At 70.7% G+C, this 23,063-nt stretch carries 27 protein-coding genes; 26 read left to right on the forward strand and 1 reads right to left on the reverse strand.

The window, feature by feature from the left end; genetic code table 11:
• Window positions 1–182: 182 nt before the first annotated feature.
• The 17 genes from SGA01_RS34920 (at window position 183) to SGA01_RS35000 (ending at window position 12,973) form a co-directional block, all read left to right on the forward strand.
• A complete protein-coding gene (locus tag SGA01_RS34920) occupies window positions 183–776 on the forward strand; it encodes a hypothetical protein (RefSeq protein ID WP_024755886.1) in 594 nt (197 codons plus the stop codon).
• Between the two features lie 155 nt (window positions 777–931).
• Entirely contained in the window at window positions 932–1,375 is a 444-nt protein-coding gene (rpsP, locus tag SGA01_RS34925) for a 30S ribosomal protein S16 (RefSeq protein ID WP_024755885.1), read from the forward strand.
• A 2-nt stretch (window positions 1,376–1,377) separates the two neighbouring features.
• On the forward strand, window positions 1,378–1,617 hold the full coding sequence (locus tag SGA01_RS34930) for an RNA-binding protein (protein ID WP_005311361.1): 240 nt from the start codon (window positions 1,378–1,380) through the stop codon (window positions 1,615–1,617).
• Between the two features lie 118 nt (window positions 1,618–1,735).
• Window positions 1,736–2,302, forward strand: a complete 567-nt coding sequence (gene rimM, locus SGA01_RS34935) for a ribosome maturation factor RimM (protein WP_141301850.1) — start codon at window positions 1,736–1,738, stop codon at window positions 2,300–2,302.
• The gene (gene trmD / locus SGA01_RS34940) at window positions 2,299–3,120 is read left to right on the forward strand and encodes a tRNA (guanosine(37)-N1)-methyltransferase TrmD (RefSeq protein WP_141301852.1); all 822 of its coding nucleotides are present in this window, start codon (window positions 2,299–2,301) and stop codon (window positions 3,118–3,120) included. Before rimM ends, trmD begins: the two co-directional genes overlap by 4 nt.
• A gap of 127 nt (window positions 3,121–3,247) precedes the next feature.
• Complete coding sequence (rplS, locus tag SGA01_RS34945; protein ID WP_024755882.1) at window positions 3,248–3,598, forward strand: 50S ribosomal protein L19; 351 nt, start codon at window positions 3,248–3,250, stop codon at window positions 3,596–3,598.
• Between the two features lie 68 nt (window positions 3,599–3,666).
• Window positions 3,667–4,431 carry a signal peptidase I gene (gene lepB, locus SGA01_RS34950; RefSeq protein ID WP_141301855.1) on the forward strand — a complete coding sequence of 255 codons (765 nt, stop codon included), beginning with the start codon at window positions 3,667–3,669 and terminating at the stop codon, window positions 4,429–4,431.
• Window positions 4,424–5,362 carry a signal peptidase I gene (gene lepB, locus SGA01_RS34955; protein ID WP_141301857.1) on the forward strand — a complete coding sequence of 313 codons (939 nt, stop codon included), beginning with the start codon at window positions 4,424–4,426 and terminating at the stop codon, window positions 5,360–5,362. The genes lepB (SGA01_RS34950) and lepB (SGA01_RS34955) overlap by 8 nt, the downstream gene beginning before the upstream one ends.
• Window position 5,363: 1 nt before the next feature.
• Window positions 5,364–6,290, forward strand: coding sequence for a signal peptidase I (gene lepB, locus SGA01_RS34960; protein WP_371866269.1), 927 nt, complete (start codon window positions 5,364–5,366; stop codon window positions 6,288–6,290).
• Window positions 6,291–6,343: 53 nt separating this feature from the next.
• A complete protein-coding gene (gene lepB / locus SGA01_RS34965) occupies window positions 6,344–7,144 on the forward strand; it encodes a signal peptidase I (RefSeq protein ID WP_141301859.1) in 801 nt (266 codons plus the stop codon).
• Window positions 7,141–7,662: an NUDIX hydrolase gene (locus tag SGA01_RS34970; RefSeq protein ID WP_055641113.1), complete on the forward strand. Its 522-nt coding sequence runs from the start codon at window positions 7,141–7,143 to the stop codon at window positions 7,660–7,662. The genes lepB (SGA01_RS34965) and SGA01_RS34970 overlap by 4 nt, the downstream gene beginning before the upstream one ends.
• A 55-nt stretch (window positions 7,663–7,717) precedes the next feature.
• Complete coding sequence (locus SGA01_RS34975; protein WP_005311352.1) at window positions 7,718–8,026, forward strand: DUF2469 domain-containing protein; 309 nt, start codon at window positions 7,718–7,720, stop codon at window positions 8,024–8,026.
• Window positions 8,027–8,137: 111 nt separating this feature from the next.
• Window positions 8,138–8,503, forward strand: coding sequence for a YraN family protein (locus SGA01_RS34980; protein ID WP_141301861.1), 366 nt, complete (start codon window positions 8,138–8,140; stop codon window positions 8,501–8,503).
• Complete coding sequence (locus SGA01_RS34985; protein WP_141301863.1) at window positions 8,503–10,116, forward strand: YifB family Mg chelatase-like AAA ATPase; 1,614 nt, start codon at window positions 8,503–8,505, stop codon at window positions 10,114–10,116. The genes SGA01_RS34980 and SGA01_RS34985 overlap by 1 nt, the downstream gene beginning before the upstream one ends.
• Window positions 10,113–11,264, forward strand: a complete 1,152-nt coding sequence (gene dprA / locus SGA01_RS34990; protein WP_141301865.1) for a DNA-processing protein DprA — start codon at window positions 10,113–10,115, stop codon at window positions 11,262–11,264. The genes SGA01_RS34985 and dprA overlap by 4 nt, the downstream gene beginning before the upstream one ends.
• 251 nt (window positions 11,265–11,515) lie before the next feature.
• Window positions 11,516–12,352 carry an RNA polymerase sigma factor WhiG gene (gene whiG / locus SGA01_RS34995; RefSeq protein WP_055641109.1) on the forward strand — a complete coding sequence of 279 codons (837 nt, stop codon included), beginning with the start codon at window positions 11,516–11,518 and terminating at the stop codon, window positions 12,350–12,352.
• A 72-nt stretch (window positions 12,353–12,424) separates the two neighbouring features.
• Window positions 12,425–12,973, forward strand: a complete 549-nt coding sequence (locus tag SGA01_RS35000) for a TetR/AcrR family transcriptional regulator (protein ID WP_055646002.1) — start codon at window positions 12,425–12,427, stop codon at window positions 12,971–12,973.
• Here SGA01_RS35000 and SGA01_RS35005 read toward each other — a convergent pair.
• Window positions 12,954–13,436, reverse strand: a complete 483-nt coding sequence (locus SGA01_RS35005; RefSeq protein WP_141301872.1) for a murein hydrolase activator EnvC family protein — start codon at window positions 13,434–13,436, stop codon at window positions 12,954–12,956. The genes SGA01_RS35000 and SGA01_RS35005 overlap by 20 nt on opposite strands.
• A 256-nt stretch (window positions 13,437–13,692) precedes the next feature.
• On the opposite strand from SGA01_RS35005, the gene rpsB reads away from it, so the two are divergent.
• The 9 genes from rpsB to SGA01_RS35050 all read left to right on the forward strand — a co-directional run.
• On the forward strand, window positions 13,693–14,619 hold the full coding sequence (gene rpsB, locus SGA01_RS35010) for a 30S ribosomal protein S2 (RefSeq protein ID WP_141301874.1): 927 nt from the start codon (window positions 13,693–13,695) through the stop codon (window positions 14,617–14,619).
• Between the two features lie 102 nt (window positions 14,620–14,721).
• Complete coding sequence (tsf, locus tag SGA01_RS35015; protein WP_055641106.1) at window positions 14,722–15,558, forward strand: translation elongation factor Ts; 837 nt, start codon at window positions 14,722–14,724, stop codon at window positions 15,556–15,558.
• A gap of 164 nt (window positions 15,559–15,722) precedes the next feature.
• Window positions 15,723–16,487: a UMP kinase gene (pyrH, locus tag SGA01_RS35020; RefSeq protein WP_055646001.1), complete on the forward strand. Its 765-nt coding sequence runs from the start codon at window positions 15,723–15,725 to the stop codon at window positions 16,485–16,487.
• 97 nt (window positions 16,488–16,584) lie between these two features.
• Window positions 16,585–17,142, forward strand: coding sequence for a ribosome recycling factor (gene frr, locus SGA01_RS35025; RefSeq protein ID WP_055641105.1), 558 nt, complete (start codon window positions 16,585–16,587; stop codon window positions 17,140–17,142).
• The gene (locus tag SGA01_RS35030) at window positions 17,142–18,245 is read left to right on the forward strand and encodes a phosphatidate cytidylyltransferase (RefSeq protein ID WP_141301876.1); all 1,104 of its coding nucleotides are present in this window, start codon (window positions 17,142–17,144) and stop codon (window positions 18,243–18,245) included. The genes frr and SGA01_RS35030 overlap by 1 nt, the downstream gene beginning before the upstream one ends.
• A gap of 208 nt (window positions 18,246–18,453) precedes the next feature.
• Entirely contained in the window at window positions 18,454–19,566 is a 1,113-nt protein-coding gene (gene rlmN, locus SGA01_RS35035; protein WP_055641103.1) for a dual-specificity RNA methyltransferase RlmN, read from the forward strand.
• A 256-nt stretch (window positions 19,567–19,822) separates the two neighbouring features.
• The gene (locus SGA01_RS35040) at window positions 19,823–20,902 is read left to right on the forward strand and encodes a thiamine ABC transporter substrate-binding protein (RefSeq protein WP_141301880.1); all 1,080 of its coding nucleotides are present in this window, start codon (window positions 19,823–19,825) and stop codon (window positions 20,900–20,902) included.
• 38 nt (window positions 20,903–20,940) lie between these two features.
• Window positions 20,941–22,554 (forward strand): ABC transporter permease, encoded by a 1,614-nt coding sequence (locus SGA01_RS35045; RefSeq protein WP_141301882.1) that lies wholly within the window; start codon window positions 20,941–20,943, stop codon window positions 22,552–22,554.
• Window positions 22,554–23,063, forward strand: a 510-nt coding sequence (locus SGA01_RS35050; protein WP_141301878.1) for an ABC transporter ATP-binding protein, incomplete at its 3' end; no start/stop codon positions are given. The genes SGA01_RS35045 and SGA01_RS35050, both read left to right, overlap by 1 nt.

Below are 23,063 nucleotides of genomic sequence, written 5' to 3' on the forward strand. Positions count from 1 at the left end.
ACGGCTACGCGCCGGGGCGTATGCGTCACTACGCACCGGCTTGACGCCTCCTGCGCGGCTTCTCCGCAGATCGGCGCACTGGCCCTCGTCAGGACGCATCAATGGCAACTGACGGGTAAGTGCAAAATATTTGGGATGCCCCGGAATGGAACCCGGGGGCACATCGGCTCGTTGTACACGACGTGAGCACGACACCACCTGTTCTCGCCGCAGAGCTGGCACAGGCGTGGGCCGACATTCAGCGGCACCACCCCGAGCTGCCCGATCTTGCCGCGCCCGAGTCCCTGATCGGAGAGTCCTCGTCCGCCTGCGGCGCCGAGCTCTCCTTCGAGCGACTGCTCCACGAGGCAGTCCACGGCATCGCCGCCGCGCGAGGGGTCCGCGACACCTCACGCGCCGGCCGCTACCACAACCGCAGATTCCTCGCGATCGCCGAGGAGATGGGGCTCGACCACCCCGAGGAGCCACACGCCAGCAGCGGCTTCTCCCTGGTCACGCTCAACCCGGAGGCACGGCGGCGGTACCGCCCGACCATCGAGCGCCTCCAGCGGGCCCTCAAGGCCCACACCGTCGCGACCGCGGCCGACACGAAGCGCTCCTTCCGCGGACCGGCCGCCCGGCACGGCTCCTCCGGCGGCGGCGTCCGCGTCAAGGCCGTCTGCGACTGCGGACGGAACGTCCGCGTGGTGCCGTCCGTGCTGGCCCAGGCCCCGATCGTCTGCGGCGGCTGCGGCAAACCCTTCCGCATTCCCGAGACGGTGGGCGCCGCCAGCTGAGCCGGCGGCGTGTGGCACAATGGACAGCTGTACTCGACAGTCGCATAGGACCCCTCTCTCCTCCGGCTGACGCGTCCATCGGGCATCCGAGTACCGCAACCCCACGTGGCATCTCAAAGTGCCCAACCACGTCAAGACCAGGAGACACCACTCCAGTGGCAGTCAAGATCAAGCTCAAGCGCCTCGGTAAGATCCGCCAGCCGCACTACCGCATCGTCGTCGCCGACTCGCGCACCCGCCGCGACGGTCGCGCGATCGAGGAGATCGGCCTCTACCACCCGACGTACAACCCGTCGCGTATCGAGGTCGACTCCGAGCGTGCGCAGTACTGGCTGTCTGTCGGCGCCCAGCCGACCGAGCCCGTCCTCGCCATCCTGAAGCTCACGGGCGACTGGCAGAAGGCCAAGGGCCTCCCGGCCCCCGAGAAGGCGCTGCTCGTCCCCGCCACCAAGGAGGCGAAGCGCGCGTCGTTCGACGAGTTCGCGAAGGCCCTCGAGGGCGGCGACGACAAGGGTGAGGCCATCACCCCCAAGGCCAAGAAGGCCGACAAGAAGGCTGACGAGGCCGAGGCCGCGTCGACCGAGTCGACCGAGGCCTGAGCATGCTCGAGGAGGCTCTCGAGCACCTCGTGAAGGGCATCGTCGACAACCCCGACGATGTGCAGGTCGCCTCGCGCAACCTGCGCCGTGGCCGCGTGCTTGAGGTCCGGGTGCACCCCGACGACCTCGGCAAGGTGATCGGCCGTAACGGCCGCACCGCGCGTGCGCTGCGTACCGTCGTGGGCGCCATCGGCGGCCGTGGAATCCGGGTCGACCTCGTCGACGTGGACCAGGTCCGCTGAACAAGTCGGCCGCATCGGTTGAATGATGTGCCGGCACGGGCCGGGGAGGGCTGAAGAGCCCACCCCGGCCCGTTGTCGTTTTCCTCGTACGAGCTGTGTGACAGGAGAGTGTGGAGCAGTGCAGTTGGTAGTCGCGCGGATCGGCCGCGCCCACGGCATCAAGGGCGAGGTCACCGTCGAGGTGCGGACCGACGAGCCCGAGCTCAGGCTCGGCCCCGGCGCCGTCCTGCTCACCGACCCGGCCTCCGCCGGGCCGCTGACCATCGAGTCCGGCAAGGTCCACAGCGGCAAGCTGTTGCTGCGCTTCGAGGGCGTCCGCGACCGCAACGCCGCCGAGGCCCTGCGCAACACCCTCCTCATCGCCGAGATCGACCCCGAGGAGCTGCCGGAGGAGGAGGACGAGTACTACGACCACCAGCTCATGGACCTCGACGTCGTCCTCGCCGACGGCACCGAGATCGGCCGGATCACCGAGATCTCCCACCTGCCGTCCCAGGACCTCTTCATCGTCGAGCGGCCCGACGGCACCGAGCTGATGATCCCCTTCGTCTCGTCGATCGTCACCGAGATCGACCTGGAGGAGCAGCGGGCCGTCATCGACCCGCCGCCCGGCCTGATCGACGACCGCGCCGAGATCGCCTCCTCCCGCGACGCCGAGGACGACGAATCGGGTGACGACGCATGAGGCTCGACGTCGTCACGATCTTCCCCGAGTACCTCGAACCGCTGAACGTCTCCCTCGTGGGCAAGGCGCGCGCCCGGGGCCAGCTCGACGTCCACGTCCACCACCTGCGCGACTGGACCTACGACCGCCACAACACGGTCGACGACACCCCGTACGGTGGCGGCCCCGGCATGGTCATGAAGACCGAGCCCTGGGGCGACGCGCTCGACGAGACGCTCGCCGACGGCTACGAGGCCGGCGCCCACGGCCCGGTCCTCGTCGTCCCGACCCCCAGCGGCCGGCCCTTCACCCAGGAGCTGGCCGTCGAGCTCTCCGAGCGGCCCTGGCTGATCTTCACGCCCGCCCGCTACGAGGGCATCGACCGCCGTGTCATGGACGAGTACGCGACCCGGATGCCGGTCTACGAGGTCTCCATCGGCGACTACGTCCTCGCCGGCGGAGAAGCCGCCGTCCTCGTCGTCACCGAGGCCGTCGCCCGCCTCCTGCCCGGCGTCCTCGGCAACGCCGAGTCCCACCGCGACGACTCCTTCGCCCCCGGCGCCATGGCCAACCTCCTGGAGGGGCCCGTCTACACGAAGCCCCCCGAGTGGCGCGGCCGTGGCATTCCCGACGTCCTGCTCAGCGGGCACCACGGGAAGATCGCGCGCTGGCGGCGGGACGAGGCCTTCCGGCGCACCGTCGCCAACCGGCCCGACCTCATCGAGCGCTGCGATCCGGCCGCCTTCGACAAGAAGGACCGCGAGGTCCTCTCGATGATGGGGTGGGCGCCCGAGCCCGGTGGCCGATTTTGGCGCAAGCTCCCCGACGTGGAAGAATAAGCCGCTGTCGTCCGTCCGGCGCGCGCCCCTGCCACAGGGGGAACGACGCCCGCCAGGCACGAACGGCACCCCAGACATCCGAACGTACCGCTGATGACCTGTGGCATCAGCGAGGAAAGAGACCTCCATGGCCTCCCTGCTCGACCAGGTCAACGCGGGTTCCATCCGCTCCGACCTCCCCGCCTTCCGCGCCGGTGACACCGTGAACGTCCACGTGCGCGTCATCGAAGGCAACCGCTCCCGTATCCAGCAGTTCAAGGGCGTCGTCATCCGCCGCCAGGGCGCGGGCGTCAGCGAGACCTTCACGGTCCGCAAGGTCTCGTTCTCCGTCGGCGTCGAGCGCACCTTCCCGGTGAACAGCCCGATCTTCGAGAAGATCGAGCTCGTCACCCGCGGTGACGTCCGTCGCGCCAAGCTCTACTACCTGCGTGAGCTGCGCGGCAAGGCTGCCAAGATCAAGGAGAAGCGCGACCGCTGAGCCCCGGCTCTTCGCTCACGCGACGCTTGAGGTCCTCGCACAGACGGGCCGGATAGGCTCTGTCCCCGATGGACACCGAAGCACAGCACACGGAGCGCGACCCCTCCACCGACACGGAGGACGGGTCGCGCTCCGCGCGCGTTTCCTGGCGGCGTACGGGCCTGCTCGGCGCGGCATGCGTGGTCTTCCTGCTGCTCCTGAGTCACTTCGTGATCCAGCCGTTCCTGATCCCCAGCAGCTCGATGGAGCCGACGCTCCAGGTCGGCGACCGGATCCTCGTGAACAAGCTGGCGTACCGTTTCGGCAGCGAGCCGCGCCGGGGTGACGTCGTCGTCTTCGACGGCACCGGCTCCTTCGTACGCGAGGACGTCGGCGGCAATCCGCTCACCGGGCTCCTGCACGACGCCGCGGCCGCCCTCGGCTTCGCCGAACCCGACGAGACCGACTTCGTGAAGCGGGTCGTCGGCGTCGGCGGCGACCGGGTGGTCTGCTGCGACAAGGACGGGCGGCTCACCGTCAACGGCGTCCCCGTCGAGGAGCGGTACGTGATGCTCGGCGACCAGCCGTCCCGTGTGCCCTTCGACATCGTCGTCCCCGAGGGGAAGCTCTGGGTGATGGGCGACCACCGGAGCGAGTCCAGCGACTCCCGCGACCACCTCGGCAGCCCCGGCGGCGGCATGGTCCCCGTCGACAAGGTCGTCGGACGCGCCGACTGGATCGCCTGGCCCTTCGACCGCTGGTCCACCGTGCCCGGGACGGGCGCCTTCGACGCCGTACCGGCAACGGCTCCGACCGCAGCAGTCGGCGGGCACGGCACAGGCCCCCGTGGGTAGCCGCGGCCGTCCGCCGGGCGGGTCCGCCCAGGGCCCCGGCACCACACCGCTGCCGGGCCGGGCCGAGCGGCGCAGGCTCGCCCGCAAGGTCAAGCGCCGCCGACAGCGCTCCGCGATCCGCGAGATCCCCATCCTCGTCACCGTCGCCGTGCTCATCGCGCTCGTCCTCAAGACCTTCCTGGTCCAGGCGTTCGTCATCCCCTCCGGCTCCATGGAGCAGACGATCCGCATCGACGACCGGGTCCTCGTCGACAAGCTCACCCCCTGGTTCGGCTCCCGGCCCCAGCGCGGCGACGTCGTCGTCTTCAAGGACCCCGGCAACTGGCTCCAGAAGGAGGCCGCGCCGGCCTCCGAGGACCCTGTCGGCATCAAGCAGGTCAAGCAGGCCCTGACCTTCATCGGACTGCTGCCCTCCGCCGACGACCGCGACCTCATCAAGCGGGTCGTCGCCGTCGGAGGGGACACCGTCCGCTGCTGCGACAAGGACGGTCGGCTCACCGTCAACGGCGTACCCCTGGACGAGCCGTACCTGCACCCCGGGAACAAGCCGTCCACGATCCCCTTCGAGGTGAAGGTCCCGGAGGGCCGGATCTTCGTCCTCGGCGACCACCGCTCCCACTCGGCCGACTCCCGCTTCCACCTCGACGAGAAGGACCACGGCACCGTCTCCGAGGAGCAGGTCGTGGGGCGTGCCGTCGTGATCGCCTGGCCCGTCGGGAACTGGCGCAGCCTGGAGGAGCGACAGACCTTCGCCGCCGTACCGGACGGGCGTGCGAGTTCCGAGCCCGCGCTCGGTCTGTCGCATAGTGTTGCCCCGCGCAATCTGAACGGATTGCCCGGGCTCCCGACCCCTGCGGAACTTCTGCTCGTTATGGGAGTGGTGGGCCTGTCCCTGTTCCGGGGCAGGCGATCGCACGGAGTGAGGAGTTGATGTGGGGGATTTGGCCGTCGGCGCACGATCCGGACACGATGAGCCCGAGAAGAAGGCCGATGAGGCCATCGGCGACGATGTGACGGGTGACGATGTGACGGATGACGAGCGGGCGCACGACGACGGCGACGGCGAGGCGGCGGCGGGCAGGTCGGGCGCGAGCCCGAAGAAGCCCCGTTCCTTCTGGAAGGAACTGCCCCTCCTCATCGGCATCGCCCTGGTGCTCGCGCTCCTGATCAAGACCTTCCTGGTGCAGGCGTTCTCGATTCCCTCGGAATCGATGATGAACACCCTCCAGCGCGGTGACCGGGTCCTCGTCGACAAGCTCACCCCGTGGTTCGGCTCCGAGCCGGAGCGCGGCGAGGTCGTCGTCTTCCACGACCCGGGCGGCTGGCTCGAAGGCCAGAAGACCCCCGACCCGAACGTCGTCCAGAAGTTCCTCAGCTTCATCGGCCTCATGCCGTCCGCCGAGGAGAAGGACCTCATCAAGCGGGTCATCGCGGTCGGCGGCGACACGGTCTCCTGCAAGGAGGGCGGCAAGGTCGTCCTCAACGGCGTGGCCCTGGACGAGAGCGCGTACCTCTACCCCGGCTCCGTGCCCTGCCAGGACTCCTTCGGCCCGATCAAGGTCCCCGAGGGCCGCATCTGGGTCATGGGCGACAACCGGCAGAACTCGCTGGACTCCCGCTTCCACCAGCAGCTCCCCGGCGGCGGCACCGTCGCCAACGACCTGGTCGTGGGCCGCGCCGTCGTGATCGCCTGGCCGGTCACCCGCTGGGCCACCCTCCCGGTGCCCGACATCTTCGACCAGCCCGCCCTCAACAAGGCCGTGGCCGCCGCACCGCTGGGCGCGGTCGGTCTGGCCGGAGCGCTCCCGCTGGTCCTGTGGCGTCGGAAGAAGCGCACGGCAGGGCATACCGCCGAGTAGTGACCCGCGGGTAGATTGCCGTCCCGGACCGTCGACAGACCTCTGGGGTGCGCATGAGCGGAAACAGAAGTGCATCGGGCGGCCACGGTCGCCTCGGCAGCGTGCTGTCGGGGCTGACCGTGGCCGTCGGCTGTGTGCTCTTCCTCGGGGGCTTCGTCTGGGGCGCGCTGGTCTACCAGCCGTACACCGTCCCCAGCGACTCCATGACCCCCACCATCGCCGTCGGCTCCCGGGTCCTCGCCGAGCGCGTCGACGGCGACGAGGTGCGGCGCGGTGACGTCGTCGTCTTCACGGACGCCCTGTGGGGCTCCTCGCCGATGATCAAGCGGGTCGTCGCGGTCGGCGGCGACACCGTCGCCTGCTGCGACCGGGACGGCAGGCTCACCGTCAACGGCAAGGCCGTCGACGAGCCCTACCTGCGACCGGGACCCGGCGGCGTCGTCGTCGCCTCCGGCCAGGAGTTCTCCGTGACCGTTCCCGAGGGGAACCTCTTCCTGCTCGGCGACGACCGCTACACCTCGCTCGACTCCCGCTCGCACATGGAGGAGGCCGGACACGGGTCCGTGCCCCGCTCCGCGGTCGTCGGCAGGGTCGACGCCGTCGCCTGGCCCGCCGAGGGCCTCCTGGAGCCCGCGAAGGGCTTCGCCGACCTGCCGGGCGGGATCTCCCGGCCGGGACCCTTCACGGCCCTCCTCGCGGCGATCGTGGCCGGGACCGCACTGGTCCTGGCCGGTGCCGCGTACGGGCCCGTGGCGCGCCTCCTGACGCGGCGTCCGGGCGGGACGGGGCCCGGGAAGCGATCCGGGTCGGGGGTCCCACAGGGGCCGGCCGCGGGGGAGAAGGTGGGGACATGACGGATCACGCTCCCTCCACGGCACCGGAGCCCGCCGTGCGACAGGTGGCCAGGGTCGTCCTCCTCGACCCCGACGACCGCATCCTGCTCATGCACGGATACGAACCTGACGACCCCGCCGACACCTGGTGGTTCACCCCCGGCGGCGGCCTGGAGGGCGACGAGACCCGGGCGGAGGCCGCGCTGCGCGAACTCGCCGAGGAGACCGGCATCACCGACGCCGAGCTCGGGCCGGTCCTCTGGCAGCGGTACTGCTCCTTCCCCTTCGACGGCCGCCGCTGGGACCAGGACGAGTGGTACTACCTGGCCCGCATCCGCCGGACCGGGACAGATCCCCGCCCCCAGGCCCTCACGGAGCTGGAGACCCGCAGCCTCGCGGGCCTCAGATGGTGGACCTCCGCCGAACTGTCGGCGGCCCGTGAGACGGTGTACCCGACCAGACTCGCCGAGTTGCTGCGCACGCTGCTCGACGAAGGACCTCCGAGTGCGCCGGTGGTTCTCGCCCCGGAAATCGTTTAGGGGTGCGGCCGACTGGCGCACAATAGGTGGACGCACGGCTGAAGGGGAACATGCCATGAGCGCCGAGGACCTCGAGAAGTACGAGACCGAGATGGAGCTGAAGCTCTACCGGGAGTACCGCGACGTCGTCGGGCTGTTCAAATACGTGATCGAGACCGAGCGGCGTTTCTACCTCACCAATGACTACGAGATGCAGGTGCACTCGGTGCAGGGCGAGGTCTTCTTCGAGGTCAGCATGGCCGATGCCTGGGTCTGGGACATGTACAGGCCGGCCAGGTTCGTCAAGCAGGTCCGTGTGCTCACCTTCAAGGACGTGAACATCGAGGAGCTCAACAAGAGCGACCTCGAACTTCCCGGCAGCTGACCGCTGACTCACCCCCAGGGGTGAGCGAGTTCTCCACAGCACCCCGGCCCTCCACAGGCCCGCACACGGTCCGGCGCACTCCGTCACAGTCGGTGACGGAGGTGGTACCGCATGAACAGGACCCAAGCCCTCGGACGGTACGGAGAAGAGCTGGCGACCCGTCGGCTCACCGCGACCGGCATGCACATCCTCGCCCGCAACTGGCGCTGCGGCCGGGCCGGAGAGATCGACATCGTCGCCCGCGACGGCGACACCCTCGTCATCTGCGAGGTGAAGACCCGACGCCACGGCGCCTACGAACACCCGATGGCAGCCGTCACCCCGACCAAGGCCGAGCGGCTCCGCCGCCTCGCCGCCTGCTGGCTCGACCGCAGCGGCACTCCCGCCCCGCAGGGCGGCGTCCGCATCGACCTCGTCGGCATCGTCCTGCCCCGCAAGGGCGCCCCCGTCCTCACCCACGCCCAGGGGGTGGCCTGATGGGATTCGCCCGCACCTGCTCCGTCGCCCTCGTCGGCGTCGAAGGCGTCGTCGTCGAGGTCCAGGCCGACCTCGAACCAGGCGTCGCCGCCTTTACCCTCGTCGGTCTCCCCGACAAGAGCCTCAGCGAGAGCCGCGACCGCGTCCGGGCCGCCGTCGTCAACTCCGGTGCCGAATGGCCCCAGAAGAAGCTCACGGTCGGACTCAGCCCCGCGTCCGTACCCAAGAGCGGCAGCGGCTTCGATCTGGCCGTCGCGGCCGCCGTCCTCGGCGCCGCCGAGCGGATCGACCCGCGCACCATCGCCGACCTCGTCCTCATCGGCGAACTCGGACTCGACGGCCGCGTCCGGCCCGTCCGAGGGGTCCTGCCCGCCGTCCTCGCCGCCGCCGACGCCGGATACCACCAGGTCGTCGTGCCCGAACAGACCGCCGGCGAGGCCGCACTCGTCCCCGGTGTCTCCGTGCTCGGCGTCCGCACCCTCCGCCAGCTGATCGCCGTCCTCACCGACGAACCCGTCCCCCGCGAGGAACCCACCGAGGAAGGACGACCCGACGCCATGCTCGCCGGACTGCTCGTCCCCGGCGCCGGCATCGGCACCGGACTCGCCGCCGACCCCGCCGAAGGACCCGACCTCGCCGACGTCGCCGGCCAGCACCGGGCCCGCCACGCCCTGGAGATCGCCGCCGCCGGCAGCCACCACCTGATGCTCTCCGGCCCTCCCGGCGCCGGGAAGACCATGCTCGCCGAGCGGCTCCCCGGCATCCTCCCGCCGCTCACCCGGCAGGAATCCCTCGAAGTCACCGCCGTCCACTCGGTCGCCGGCATCCTCCCGCCCGGCGAACCCCTCGTCCGCCGAGCGCCCTACTGCGCGCCCCACCACTCCGCCACCATGCAGTCCCTCGTCGGCGGCGGCAACGGCCTCCCCAGGCCCGGCGCCGTCTCCCTGGCGCACCGCGGCATCCTCTTCCTCGACGAGGCCCCGGAGTTCTCAGGCAAGGTCCTCGACGCACTCCGCCAGCCCCTCGAATCCGGACACGTCGTCATCGCCCGCGCCGCGGGCGTCGTCCGGCTCCCCGCCCGCTTCCTCCTCGTCCTCGCCGCCAACCCCTGCCCCTGTGGACGGCACACCCTCCAGGGCGTCGGCTGCGAATGCCCCTCCTCCCTCATCCGCCGCTACCAGGCCCGCCTCTCCGGCCCCCTCCTCGACCGCGTCGACCTCCGCGTCGAGGCCGAACCCGTCACCCGCGCCGACCTCCTCGGGCAGGGCGGACGGGGTGAGACCACCGCCGCCGTCGCCGCCCGTGTCCTTGAGGCCAGGGCCCGCGCCACCGCCCGCCTCGCCGACACCCCCTGGAGCGTCAACAGCGAGATCCCCGGACACGAACTCCGTACGCGTTATCTCGCCGCACCCGGCGCCCTCGCCGCCGCCGAACGCGACATCGAACGCGGACTCCTCACCGCCCGCGGCCTCGACCGTGTCCTCCGCGTCGCCTGGACCGTCGCCGACCTCGCCGGACACGAGCGGCCCGACAGCGGGGACATCGCCCTCGCCCTCGAAATGCGCACCGGCATCGCCCGCGGCGTGCCCGTGGGAGCGGGGGAGCGCACATGACCGCCACGGACGAGCGACTCGCCCGCGCGACCCTCACCCGGACCGTCGAACCCGGCGACGAGCACGCCGGCCGCTGGCTCCACCAGCACGGAGCGACCGGCTTCCTCGACCGGCTCCTCCACCCCGGCGACGACCCCTTCCCCGGCACCGGAGCGAAACGCGTCGACAGCTGGCGACGACGCGCCACCGCTGCCGAACCCGCCCGCGACCTCGACACCGTCCACCGGCTCGGCGGCCGCTTCCTCATCCCCGGGGACACCGAATGGCCCCGTCAACTCGACGACCTCGGCCACGCCCGCCCGCTGGGCCTCTGGCTCCGAGGCCCCGCCGACCTGCGGACCTGGGCCCTGCGCTCCGTCGCCCTCGTCGGAGCCCGCGCCTGCACCCCGTACGGCGCCCACATCGCGGCCGAGCTCGCCACCGACCTCGCCCGACAGGGCTGGGTCGTGGTCTCCGGAGCCGCCTACGGCATCGACGGCGCGGCCCACCGCGGCGCCCTCGCCGCCGGCGGAGCCACCGTCGCCGTCCTCGCCTGCGGCGTCGACACCCCGTACCCCCGAGGCCACGGCGGGCTCATCGGACGCATCGCGGAACAGGGGCTCGTCGTCGGGGAACTGCCACCCGACAGCCACCCCACCCCCAGCCGCTTCATCCTCCGCAACCGTGTGATCGCAGCCCTCACCCGCGGCACCGTCGTCGTCGAGGCCCAGCACCGCAGCGGATCGCTCGTCACCGCCCGCGCCGCCGCCCGCCTCGGCCGCCACACCATGGGCGTCCCGGGCCCCGTCACCAGCGCGCTCTCCGCGGGCGTCCACGAACTCCTGCGGGGCGACGCCACCCTCGTCACCGACGCACAGGAGATCGTCGAACTCGTCGGCGACATGGGCGAACTCGCCCCCGCCCGACGCGGGCCCGTCCTGCCCCGCGACCTGCTCGCGCCCGCCACCGCACACATCCTCGAAGCCGTCCCCGCCCGCGGCCCCACCCCCACGACCGTCATCGCCCGACGAGCCGGAACCACCCCCGACGACACCCTCGCGAAGCTGTACGAACTCCACTCCCTCGGCTTCGTCGAACGGTACGGAGCGGGCTGGCAGTTGACGAACACGGCCACACGGCGGTCGAACGCGCGGCGAGGCGATACTTGACCTGGAGCATTCGGGTGACAGGGTGAAGCCGATGAGCAACCGAGTTCTCTCGGCCGGATCCGAGGGGTCGACACGCGCCACGACCCGGGTTCGAAGATGTGGCCGACGGCGTCCACCCGGACCGGCGCGATCCACCGATGTTCGCGCACCGCGACAGCGCACTCACGCTACGCTCACCAGGATTCCCCTCAGGACACCCCACAGGACACCTCCACCGACACACCCGACAGCAGAACGGCTCAAGGCAACGCATGCCCCAGCACACCTCCGGGTCTGACCGCGCTGCGGTGCCCCCAGCAGCCCGGGGCGCCGTGCGACCACCCGCACCGACCTCGCTCGACGAGCTGTGGCGCTCGTACAAGGACACCGGCGACGAGCGGCTGCGGGAGCAGCTGATCCTGCACTACTCGCCGCTCGTCAAGTACGTCGCCGGACGCGTCAGCGTGGGGCTGCCGTCCAATGTGGAGCAGGCCGACTTCGTCTCCTCCGGGGTCTTCGGCCTCATCGACGCCATCGAGAAGTTCGACGTCGAGCGCGCCATCAAGTTCGAGACGTACGCGATCACCCGCATCCGCGGCGCCATGATCGACGAACTCCGCGCCCTCGACTGGATCCCGCGCTCCGTCCGCCAGAAGGCGCGCAACGTCGAACGCGCCTACGCGACCCTCGAAGCCCAGCTCCGGCGCACCCCCTCCGAGAGCGAGGTCGCCGCGGAGATGGACGTCACGCTGGAGGAACTGCACGCAGTTTTCAGCCAGTTGTCCCTGGCGAACGTGGTCGCCCTGGAGGAGTTGCTGCACGTCGGCGGCGAGGGCGGTGACCGCCTCTCCCTGATGGACACCCTGGAGGACACGGCGGCGGACAACCCCGTCGTGGTCGCGGAGGACCGCGAGCTGCGCCGGCTGCTCGCCCGGGCGATCAACACCCTCCCCGAGCGTGAGAAGACCGTCGTCACGCTCTACTACTACGAGGGCCTCACGCTGGCCGAAATCGGCCAGGTCCTCGGCGTCACCGAGAGCCGCGTCAGCCAGATCCACACCAAGTCGGTCCTCCAGCTCCGCGCCAAGCTGGCCGACGTCGGACGCTGAGCCGCCCGGAGCCGGTCGTACAGTGGAGCCGTGCCCAGGATTCGAGCGGCCTCCGTGGCCGAGCACCGGACGATGCAGCGAGGCGCCCTGCTGGACGCCGCGCGTTCCCTGCTGTCCGAGGGCGGTACGGAGGCGCTGACCTTCCCCGCACTCGCCGAGCGCACGGGCCTGGCCCGGTCCTCGGTGTACGAGTACTTCCGCTCGCGCGCGGCCGTCGTCGAAGAGCTGTGCGCCGTGGACTTCCCCGTCTGGGCCGCCGAGGTCGAGACCGCCATGGCCGGCGCCGAGACGCCCGAGGGGAAGGTCGAGGCGTACGTCCGCACCCAGCTGACCCTGGTCGGGGACCGGCGCCACCGGGCCGTCGTCGCGATCTCGGCGAGCGAGCTGGACGACGGCGCCCGCGAGAAGATCCGCGCGGCCCACGGCGGCCTCGTCGCCATGATCGTCGAGGCCCTCGCCGCCCTCGGCCAGCCCGAGCCCCGCCTGGGCGCCATGCTCCTCCAGGGCGTCGTCGACGCGGCCGTCCGCCGCATCGAACTCGGCGCGGCGGAGGACCCGACGCGGATCGCCGAGGCGGCGGTCGCCATGGCCCTCCACGGCGTCAACGGCTCTCCGGCCTGACCGTCGGGCCGAAACCGCCGTCGACCGGCAGAAGCCGTGACGGGGCCCTCCTGACCAGCAGCAGCGGGTTCAGGTACGTGTCACCGCGGAGCAGGCCCCAGTGGAGGCAGGTCTCCGGGCAGTGCGTGCCCGGGGCGACCCGGGCGACGGGGGTGCCCGCGGCGACCCGGGTGCCGGCTCTCACCAGCGGGGTCACCGGGGAGAAGGTCGTGCGCAGCGGGGGAGCGCCCGTGCCCGGGAAGGTGAGGGTGAGGACCCCGCGGCCGCCGACCGGGCCCGCGAAGGAGACCGTGCCCGCCGCCGGGGCGTGTACCGGACTGTCGGGTGGCGCCGCCAGGTCGACACCGCGGTGGCCGGGGCCGTACGGGCCCGCCGGGGGCTGCCAGCCGCGGAGGATCTCGGGCGGGGGCGGCCCCACCGGCCACAGCAGGCCGAGGGTCAGGAGCAAGGTCATCAGGTGCATGGGGGAAGGCTCCCCGGGGTGACCGGTTCGCGACGGTCAGGCACGGTTTCTGTGGACTACCCGCCGGTTGTGGACAGTGCCGTCACCCGCCGCTCCCGGGGTCCCGTACACTTCCTATGGCGACTCGGGTCACCGGGTCGACTTCGCACGCCCCGCCATAGCCCTCACCGGTCGTGGCAGCGCCTTTCGGTCCCTCTGTGGGCATGGCGCGTCGGGGCGTCAGGAATACAACCGAGAAACCCAAGGAGATACGGCCATGGCCGTCGTCACGATGCGGGAGCTGCTGGAAAGCGGCGTCCACTTCGGTCACCAGACCCGTCGTTGGAACCCGAAGATGCGTCGCTTCATCTTCACGGAGCGCAACGGCATCTACATCATCGACCTGCTCCAGTCGCTGTCGTACATCGACCGCGCCTACGAGTTCGTCAAGGAGACCGTCGCGCACGGCGGCTCCATCATGTTCGTCGGTACGAAGAAGCAGGCCCAGGAGGCCATCGCCGAGCAGGCGACGCGTGTCGGCATGCCGTACGTCAACCAGCGTTGGCTCGGTGGCATGCTCACCAACTTCTCCACCGTCTACAAGCGTCTGCAGCGCCTCAAGGAGCTCGAGCAGATCGACTTCGAGGACGTCGCCGCCTCGGGTCTCACCAAGAAGGAGCTCCTGGTCCTCTCGCGTGAGAAGGCCAAGCTGGAGAAGACCCTCGGTGGTATCCGCGAGATGTCCAAGGTGCCCAGCGCCGTCTGGATCGTGGACACCAAGAAGGAGCACATCGCCGTCGGCGAGGCTCGCAAGCTCAAGATCCCGGTCGTCGCGATCCTCGACACCAACTGCGACCCCGACGAGGTCGACTACAAGATCCCGGGCAACGACGACGCGATCCGCTCCGTCACCCTGCTCACCCGCGTGATCGCCGACGCTGTCGCCGAGGGCCTCATCGCCCGCTCCGGCGCCGCGACCGGCGACTCGAAGCCGGGCGAGAAGGCCGCTGGCGAGCCCCTCGCCGAGTGGGAGCGCGACCTGCTCGAGGGCGAGAAGAAGGCCGACGACGCCGAGGTCCAGACCTCCGCCGAGACCGAGAAGGTCGCCGACGCCGAGGCCGCCGAGGCCCCGGCCGAGGTTGCCGCCGAGGCCGAGGTCGCTGCCGAGGCCGAGGCTCCGGCCGCGGACGCCGAGCAGGCCTGACCCTTCAGGACCTTCGGGTGACGACGGCGGGGGCTCACGAAGCCCCCGCCGTCCACCCGTGGACCCGCCCGATCTTTCAGACTTCGAGAGAGAAACAGACTCATGGCGAACTACACCGCCGCTGACGTCAAGAAGCTCCGCGAGCTCACCGGCGCCGGCATGATGGACTGCAAGAAGGCCCTGGACGAGGCCGACGGCAACGTCGACAAGGCCGTCGAGGCGCTGCGCATCAAGGGCATGAAGGGCGTCGCCAAGCGCGAGGGCCGCTCCGCCGAGAACGGCGCCGTGGTCTCCCTCATCGCCGACGACAACACCTCCGGCGTCCTCGTCGAGCTGAAGTGCGAGACGGACTTCGTCGCCAAGGGCGAGAAGTTCTCCGCCGTCGCCGACGCGCTCGCCACGCACGTCGCCGCCACCTCCCCGGCCGACATCGCCGCGCTGCTCGCCTCCGAGATCGAGGCTGGCAAGACCGTGCAGGCGTTCGTCGACGAGGCCAACGCCAACCTCGGCGAGAAGATCGTCCTGGACCGCTTCGCGCAGTACTCGGACGGCTTCGTCTTCGCGTACATGCACCGCACGATGCCGGACCTCCCGCCGCAGATCGGTGTCCTCGTCGAGTTCGACAAGGCCGACGCCGACCTCGCCAAGGGTGTCGCCCAGCACATCGCCGCCTTCGCGCCGAAGTACCTCACCCGTGAGGACGTCCCGGCCGAGGTCGTCGAGTCCGAGCGTCGCGTCGCCGAGGAGACCACCCGCGCCGAGGGCAAGCCCGAGGCCGCGCTCCCGAAGATCGTCGAGGGTCGCGTCAACGGCTTCTTCAAGGACGCCACGCTGCTCGGTCAGCCGTACGCCCTGGACAACAAGAAGTCCGTCCAGCAGGTGCTGGACGAGGCCGGTGTCACCCTGAAGCGCTTCACGCGTATCAAGGTCGGCATCTGAGTCCGTCCGCGAACGCGACGGACACCGGACCCCGGTAGGGTCTGAGGCAGTCGTCCGCCACCGCGCAGGACGACCGCAGATCTGACGAGGAGGCCATTGCCGTACTGGGATACCGAGAGGACCCAAGGCAATGGCCTCCTTCGTATGTGCACGAGGAGATCTCCATGAACCAGGGCGCCGTACAGGGCGACGACAACAACGGCAAAAAGGCCGGCCGCTACATGCTGAAGCTGTCCGGAGAAGCCTTCTCCGGCGGTACCGGCCTGGGCGTCGACCCCAACGTCGTGCACGCCATCGCGCGTGAGATCGCGGCGGTCGTCCGCGACGGCGCGGAGATCGCGGTGGTGATCGGCGGCGGTAACTTCTTCCGTGGCGCCGAGCTCCAGCAGCGCGGCATGGACCGGGCCCGCTCCGACTACATGGGCATGCTCGGCACCGTGATGAACTGCCTCGCCCTCCAGGACTTCCTGGAGAAGGAGGGCATCGACTCGCGCGTCCAGACCGCCATCACCATGGGCCAGGTCGCCGAGCCGTACATCCCGCTGCGCGCCGTGCGCCACCTGGAGAAGGGCCGCGTGGTCATCTTCGGCGCGGGCATGGGCATGCCGTACTTCTCCACCGACACCACCGCGGCCCAGCGTGCCCTGGAGATCGACGCCGAGGCCCTGCTCATGGGCAAGAACGGCGTGGACGGCGTCTACGACTCCGACCCGAAGGCCAACCCCGGCGCGGTGAAGTTCGACGCGCTGGAGTACGGCGAGGTGCTCTCCCGCGACCTCAAGGTCGCCGACGCCACCGCCATCACCCTGTGCCGGGACAACAAGCTCCCGATCCTCGTCTTCGAACTGCTCACCGAGGGCAATATCGCTCGCGCGGTGAAGGGTGAGAAGATCGGCACGCTCGTGAGCGACCAGGGCACCCGGGCCTGACACCCGAACCGGGAACCGCCCCGCAAGGGGATGGACAGAGCCCTGCCGGTCGTACCCACCGTGCAGGACACAAAGCGACGACACGCAGGAGCATGTGGTGATCGAAGAGACTCTCCTCGAGGCCGAGGAGAAGATGGAGAAGGCCGTCGTGGTCGCCAAGGAGGACTTCGCCGCGATCCGCACCGGCCGTGCGCACCCGGCGATGTTCAACAAGATCGTGGCGGACTACTACGGCGCCATCACCCCCATCAACCAGCTCGCGTCGTTCTCCGTGCCGGAGCCGCGCATGGCGGTGGTGACCCCGTTCGACAAGAGCGCGCTGCGCAACATCGAGCAGGCCATCCGCGACTCGGACCTCGGCGTCAACCCGAGCAACGACGGCAACATCATCCGGGTGGTGTTCCCCGAGCTGACGGAGGAGCGCCGCCGGGAGTACATCAAGGTCGCCAAGGGCAAGGCCGAGGACTCGAAGATCTCGATCCGCTCGGTGCGCCGCAAGGCCAAGGAGTCCATCGACAAGCTCGTCAAGGACGGCGAGGTCGGCGAGGACGAGGGCCGTCGCGCGGAGAAGGAGCTCGACGACACCACCGCGAAGTACGTCGCGCAGGTGGACGAGCTGCTCAAGCACAAGGAAGCCGAGCTGCTCGAGGTCTGATGAACGACTCTTCCTGGGGGGCCCCGGGCGGCACCGACCGCCGGGGACCCGACCAGGGGCCTGCCCCGGCGGGTCCCGCATACGATCGGCATCAGGCGGCGCAGACTCGGCCCATGCCCATCGTGCCCGACGTTCCCGCCGGCGGATTCCAGGACGGTCACGGCCGGGGGGCCGCTCACCAGAGCGGTCCCCTGTTCCGTGACGAGACGCCGCACGAGCACCCGCAGGAGCCCATGTCCAGCCCCACCCCGCCTCCGCCGCCCGCGCCGACGGCGCCACGGCAGAAGAAGAGCGCGGGGCGGGACCTGGGCGCGGCCATAGGGGTCGGAGTCGGCCTCGGCGCCGTCATCATCGCCTCGCTGTTCATCTGGAAGCCGGCGTTCGTCGGGGTGATCGCGGTCGCCGTGGTCGTCGGTCTGTGGGAGCTCACCTCCCGCCTCCAGGAGCGCAAGGCCATCAAGGCTCCGCTGGTGCCGCTCGCGGTCGGCGGCGCGGCGATGGTCGTCGCCGGCTACGTCAGGGGTCCCGAGGGCGCCTGGGTGGCGATGGCGCTGACGGCGCTCGCGGTACTCGTCTGGCGGATGACGGAGCCCCCCGAGGGCTACCTGAAGGACGTCACGGCGGGTGTCTTCGCCGCGTTCTACGTGCCGTTCCTGGCGACGTTCGTGGCGATGCTGCTCACCGCGGACGACGGTCCGCAGCGGGTGCTGACCTTCCTGATCCTGACGGTGGTCAGCGACACCGGGGCGTACGCCGTCGGCTGGCGCTTCGGCAAGCACAAGCTGGCTCCGAGGATCAGCCCCGGCAAGACCCGCGAGGGCCTCGTCGGTGCGTTGGCCTTCGCGATGGCGGCGGGCGCGCTGTGCATGGAGTTCATGATCGACGACGGGACCTGGTGGCAGGGCCTGCTCCTCGGTCTCGCGGTGGCGGCGAGCGCGACGCTCGGCGACCTCGGCGAGTCGATGATCAAGCGCGATCTCGGCATCAAGGACATGGGCACGCTGCTCCCGGGCCATGGCGGGATCATGGACCGGCTGGACTCGTTGTTGCCGACGGCGCCGGTGGTGTGGTTGCTGCTGGCGTTGTTCGTGGGGACGAGCTGACCGGCCGGTCGGTTTCGTCCGTCGGAGACGGTTGACGGACAGCGGGTACTCTGGAAGGGCTCGTGGCGCGTGCGTCGCGGGCCCTTCCGTCGTCCTCGCCGCCGCGAGGGCGCTCCAGTGAGGTCTCCTGGCTTCGGCATCGTCATGCCGCGCTTCCCGCCGACGCGGGGCTGTCCGGACCTCGTGCCGTCTGAGGAGACACCCGATCGTGGCCCGTCCTGTGCCCGGAGAACTCACTTTCATCGCCCCCAAGGGAGCCAAGAAGCCGCCGCGGCACCTGGCCGACCTCTCGCCCGCCGAGCGCAAGGAAGCCGTCGCCGCGATCGGCGAGAAGCCGTTCCGCGCCAAGCAGCTGTCGCAGCACTACTTCGCGCGGTACGCGCACGACCCCGCGCAGTGGACCGACATCCCGGCGGCCTCGCGGGAGAAGCTGGCCGGGGAGCTGCTGCCCGACCTGATGTCCGTCGTGCGGCACATCTCCTGCGACGACGACACCACCCGTAAGACCCTGTGGCGGCTGCACGACGGCACGCTCGTCGAGTCGGTGCTCATGCGCTACCCGGACCGGGTGACCATGTGCATCTCCTCGCAGGCCGGCTGCGGGATGAACTGCCCGTTCTGCGCGACCGGGCAGGCCGGTCTCGACCGGAACCTGTCGACCGCCGAGATCGTGCACCAGATCGTGGACGGCATGCGCTCCCTGCGGGACGGGGAGGTGCCCGGGGGACCGGCGCGGCTCTCGAACATCGTCTTCATGGGCATGGGCGAGCCGCTCGCCAACTACAAGCGGGTCGTCGGCGCGATCCGCCGGCTCACCGACCCCGAGCCCGACGGCCTGGGGCTCTCGCAGCGCGGGATCACCGTGTCCACGGTCGGCCTCGTGCCGGCGATGCAGCGGTTCGCCGACGAGGGCTTCAAGTGCCGGCTCGCGGTCTCGCTGCACGCCCCCGACGACGAGCTGCGCGACACCCTGGTGCCGGTGAACACCCGCTGGAAGGTGCGCGAGGTCCTCGACGCCGCCTGGGAGTACGCGGAGAAGTCCGGCCGCCGGGTCTCCATCGAGTACGCGCTCATCCGCGACATCAACGACCAGGCCTGGCGCGGTGACCTCCTCGGCCGGCTGCTCAAGAACAAGCGGGTGCACGTCAACCTGATCCCGCTGAACCCGACCCCCGGTTCGAAGTGGACGGCGTCCCGTCCGGAGGACGAGAAGGCCTTCGTCGACGCCATCGCCCGCCACGGCGTTCCGGTGACCGTACGGGACACCCGCGGCCAGGAGATCGACGGTGCCTGTGGACAGCTGGCGGCCTCCGAGCGCTGACCTTGTACTCTGAGGTCGAACACATCTCCATATTCCGACAGGGGAGCGCCACAGCGCTGAGAGTGCGGTCACCGTAGGACCGCAGACCCTCTGAACCTTGCCCAGGTCATTCTGGGTAGGAAGTTCGGTCGTTAACTCAAGCTGTTGCGCCCTGCCCGCGTCCGGTTGCGCCGGACGCGGGCAGGGCCGCGTCTCTTCCTGGTCACACCCAGGAGGAATCTCAGTGAGCACCACCATCTCGTCGAGCACGAAGAGAATGGCCGCCGCCGCGCTCGTCGCGGCGCTCGGCGTCACCACCCTCGCCGCCTGCGGCACGGAGGACGTCCGTGACGCCGCGGGCAAGACCGGCGCTCCCGCGCCGAAGACCGTGACCCTCGTGAGTCACGACTCCTTCAACGCCTCCAAGGAGGTGCTCGCGGAGTTCACGAAGGAGACCGGTTTCAAGGTCAAGGTCCTGAAGGCCGGCGACGCGGGCGAGGCCGTCAACAAGGAGATCCTGACCAAGGGCTCCCCGCAGGGCGACGTCTTCTTCGGCGTCGACAACACCCTGCTCTCCCGCGCCCTCGACAACGGGATCTTCGTCCCGTACGAGGCGAAGGGCGTCGACCGGGTCCCGGCCACGTACCGCCTCGACAAGGAGAACCGGGTCACGCCGATCGACTCCGGCGACATCTGCGTCAACTACGACAAGAAGTACTTCGCGGACAAGAAGCTGGCGCCGCCGGTGACCTTCGACGATCTGGCGAAGCCCGCGTACAAGGACCTGCTCGTGGTCGAGAACCCCGAGCGGTCGTCCCCGGGGCTCGGCTTCCTGCTCGGCACCGCCGCCAAGTACGGCGACGAGGGCTGGCAGGACTACTGGACGAAGCTCAAGGCCAACGGCGTGAAGACCGTCGACAGCTGGGAGCTCGCCTACAACCAGGAGTTCTCGGGTTCGGCCGGCGGCAAGCAGGCCAAGGGCGACCGGCCGCTCGTCGTGTCGTACGCCTCCAGCCCGCCGGTCGAGGTGCTGTACGGCGAGCCGCAGCCGAAGGTGGCGCCCACCGGCGTCTCCACCGGCACCTGCTTCCGGCAGATCGAGTTCGCGGGCCTGCTGAACGGGGCGAAGAACCCCGAGGGCGGCAAGGCGCTGATCGACTTCCTGATCTCGAAGAAGTTCCAGGAGGACATGCCCCTCCAGATGTTCGTCAACCCGGTGGCGAAGGACGCGGCGCTGCCGGAGCTCTTCACGAAGCACGGTGTGGTCGTCGAGCAGCCGGAGACCATGGCGCCCGAGAAGATCGCCGAGAAGCGCGACCCGTGGATCCAGCAGTGGTCGTCGCTCGTTCTGAAGTAGTCCCCGACCGCGGGGGAAGCGCGGCGCGGCTCGGCCTGATGGCCGCGCCCGTCGTCTTCTTCGCGCTCTTCTTCGCCTGGCCCGTCGTCTCGATCGTCGAGCGCGGGCTGCGGGTCGACGGGGCGTGGCAGTTCGGCCGGTTCGGCGAGACGCTGAGCCGGCCGGAGATCCTCGACGTCCTGTGGTTCACGTGCTGGCAGGCGCTCGCCTCGACCGGGCTGACCCTGCTGATCGCCCTGCCCGGGGCGTACGTCTTCGCGCGCTTCGACTTTCGCGGGAAGGGGCTGCTGCGGGCCGTCGTCACCATCCCCTTCGTGATGCCGACCGTCATGGTCGGTACGGCCTTCCTGGCGCTGGTCGGACGCGGCGGGCTCCTCGACGGACTGTGGGGCGTCCGGCTCGACGGCACGGTCTGGGCCATCCTGATCGCCCATGTGTTCTTCAACTACGCCGTCGTGGTCCGCACTGTCGGTGGCCTGTGGGCGCAGCTCGACCCGCGTCAGGAGGAGGCCGCCCGGGTCCTCGGGGCGTCCCGCTGGAGGGCGTGGCGGACGGTGACCCTGCCGGCGCTCGCCCCCTCCGTGGCCGCGGCGGCGCTGATGGTGTTCCTCTTCACGGCGAGTTCCTTCGCCGTCGTCCAGATCCTCGGCGGGTCCACGTACTCCACGCTGGAGACGGAGATCTACCGGCAGACCGTCGTCCGCTTCGATCTCACGACGGCCGCCGTCCTCACGATGGTGCAGTTCGTCGCGGTCGGCCTCGTCCTCGCCGTGCACGCCCGGATCGTCCGCCGCCGGGAGACGGCGCTGAGGCTGGTCGCGCCCGAGGAGACCGCGCGCCGGCCCCGGGGTGCGGGCCAGTGGGCGCTGTTCGTGGTCGTCCTGGTGTCCGTCGCCCTGCTGATCGTGCTGCCGCTCGGGGTGCTCGTCGAGCGGTCCTTCGCCACCTCCCACGGATACGGGCTCGACTACTACCGGGCGCTGCAGACCCCGGACCCCTCCGGCACGTTCCTCGTGCCCCTGCTCGACACCATCGGGAACTCGCTCCGGTACGCCGTCGTGGCCACGCTGATCGCCCTGGTCATCGGCGGGCTCGCCGCGGCCGCGCTGACCCGGCGGGCCGGGCGGCTCGTCCGGGGCTTCGACGCGCTGCTCATGCTGCCGCTCGGGGTGTCGGCCGTCACCGTCGGCTTCGGGTTCCTCATCACGCTCGACGAGCCGCCGTTCGACCTGCGGGCCAGCTGGATCCTCGTACCGCTCGCGCAGGCCCTGGTCGGTGTGCCGTTCGTCGTACGGACGATGCTGCCGGTGCTGCGCGCGGTGGACGACCGGCTGCGGGAGGCGGCGGCGGTGCTCGGTGCCTCGCCGTGGCGGGCCTGGCGGGAGGTGGACCTGCCGCTGGTGCGGCGGGCGCTGCTGATCGCCGCCGGGTTCGCGTTCGCCGTCTCGCTCGGCGAGTTCGGCGCGACCGTGTTCATCGCCCGGCCCGACAGTCCGACGCTGACGGTGGCGGTGGCCCGGCTCCTCGGCCGCCCCGGCGAACTCAACTACGGCCAGGCGATGGCCCTCTCGACGATCCTGATGGTGGTGTGCGCGGTGTCCCTGCTGCTGCTCGAACGGCTCCGGACCGAGCGCACCTCGGGGGAGTTCTGATGCTTTCGATCAAGGACGCGACCGTACGGTTCGGGGAGCGGGCCGCGCTCGACGCCGTGGACCTGGAGGTCGCCGAGCACGAGATCGTGTGTGTGCTCGGCCCCAGCGGCAGCGGCAAGTCCACGCTGCTCCGGGCCGTCGCGGGGCTCCAGACGCTGGACGGCGGTCGGGTGCTGCTGGCCGGCGCCGACCAGGCGGGCGTGCCGGTGCACCGGCGGGGCGTCGGCCTGATGTTCCAGGACCACCAGCTGTTCCCGCAGCGGGACGTCGGCGGCAACATCGCCTTCGGGCCGCGGATGCGCGGGGCCGGGAAGGCCGAGCAGGCGGAGCGGGTTCGGGAACTGCTCGAACTCGTCGGGCTGCCGGGGGCCGAGCGGCGTTCCGTCGCCGCGCTCTCCGGCGGCGAGCAGCAGAGGGTGGCGCTGGCGAGGGCGCTGGCGCCGCGGCCCCGGCTCCTCATGCTGGACGAGCCGCTCGGGCAGCTCGACCGCGGGCTGCGGGAGCGGCTC

The organism is Streptomyces gardneri (assembly GCF_006539185.1).
Classification (GTDB): Bacteria; Actinomycetota; Actinomycetes; order Streptomycetales; family Streptomycetaceae; genus Streptomyces; species Streptomyces gardneri.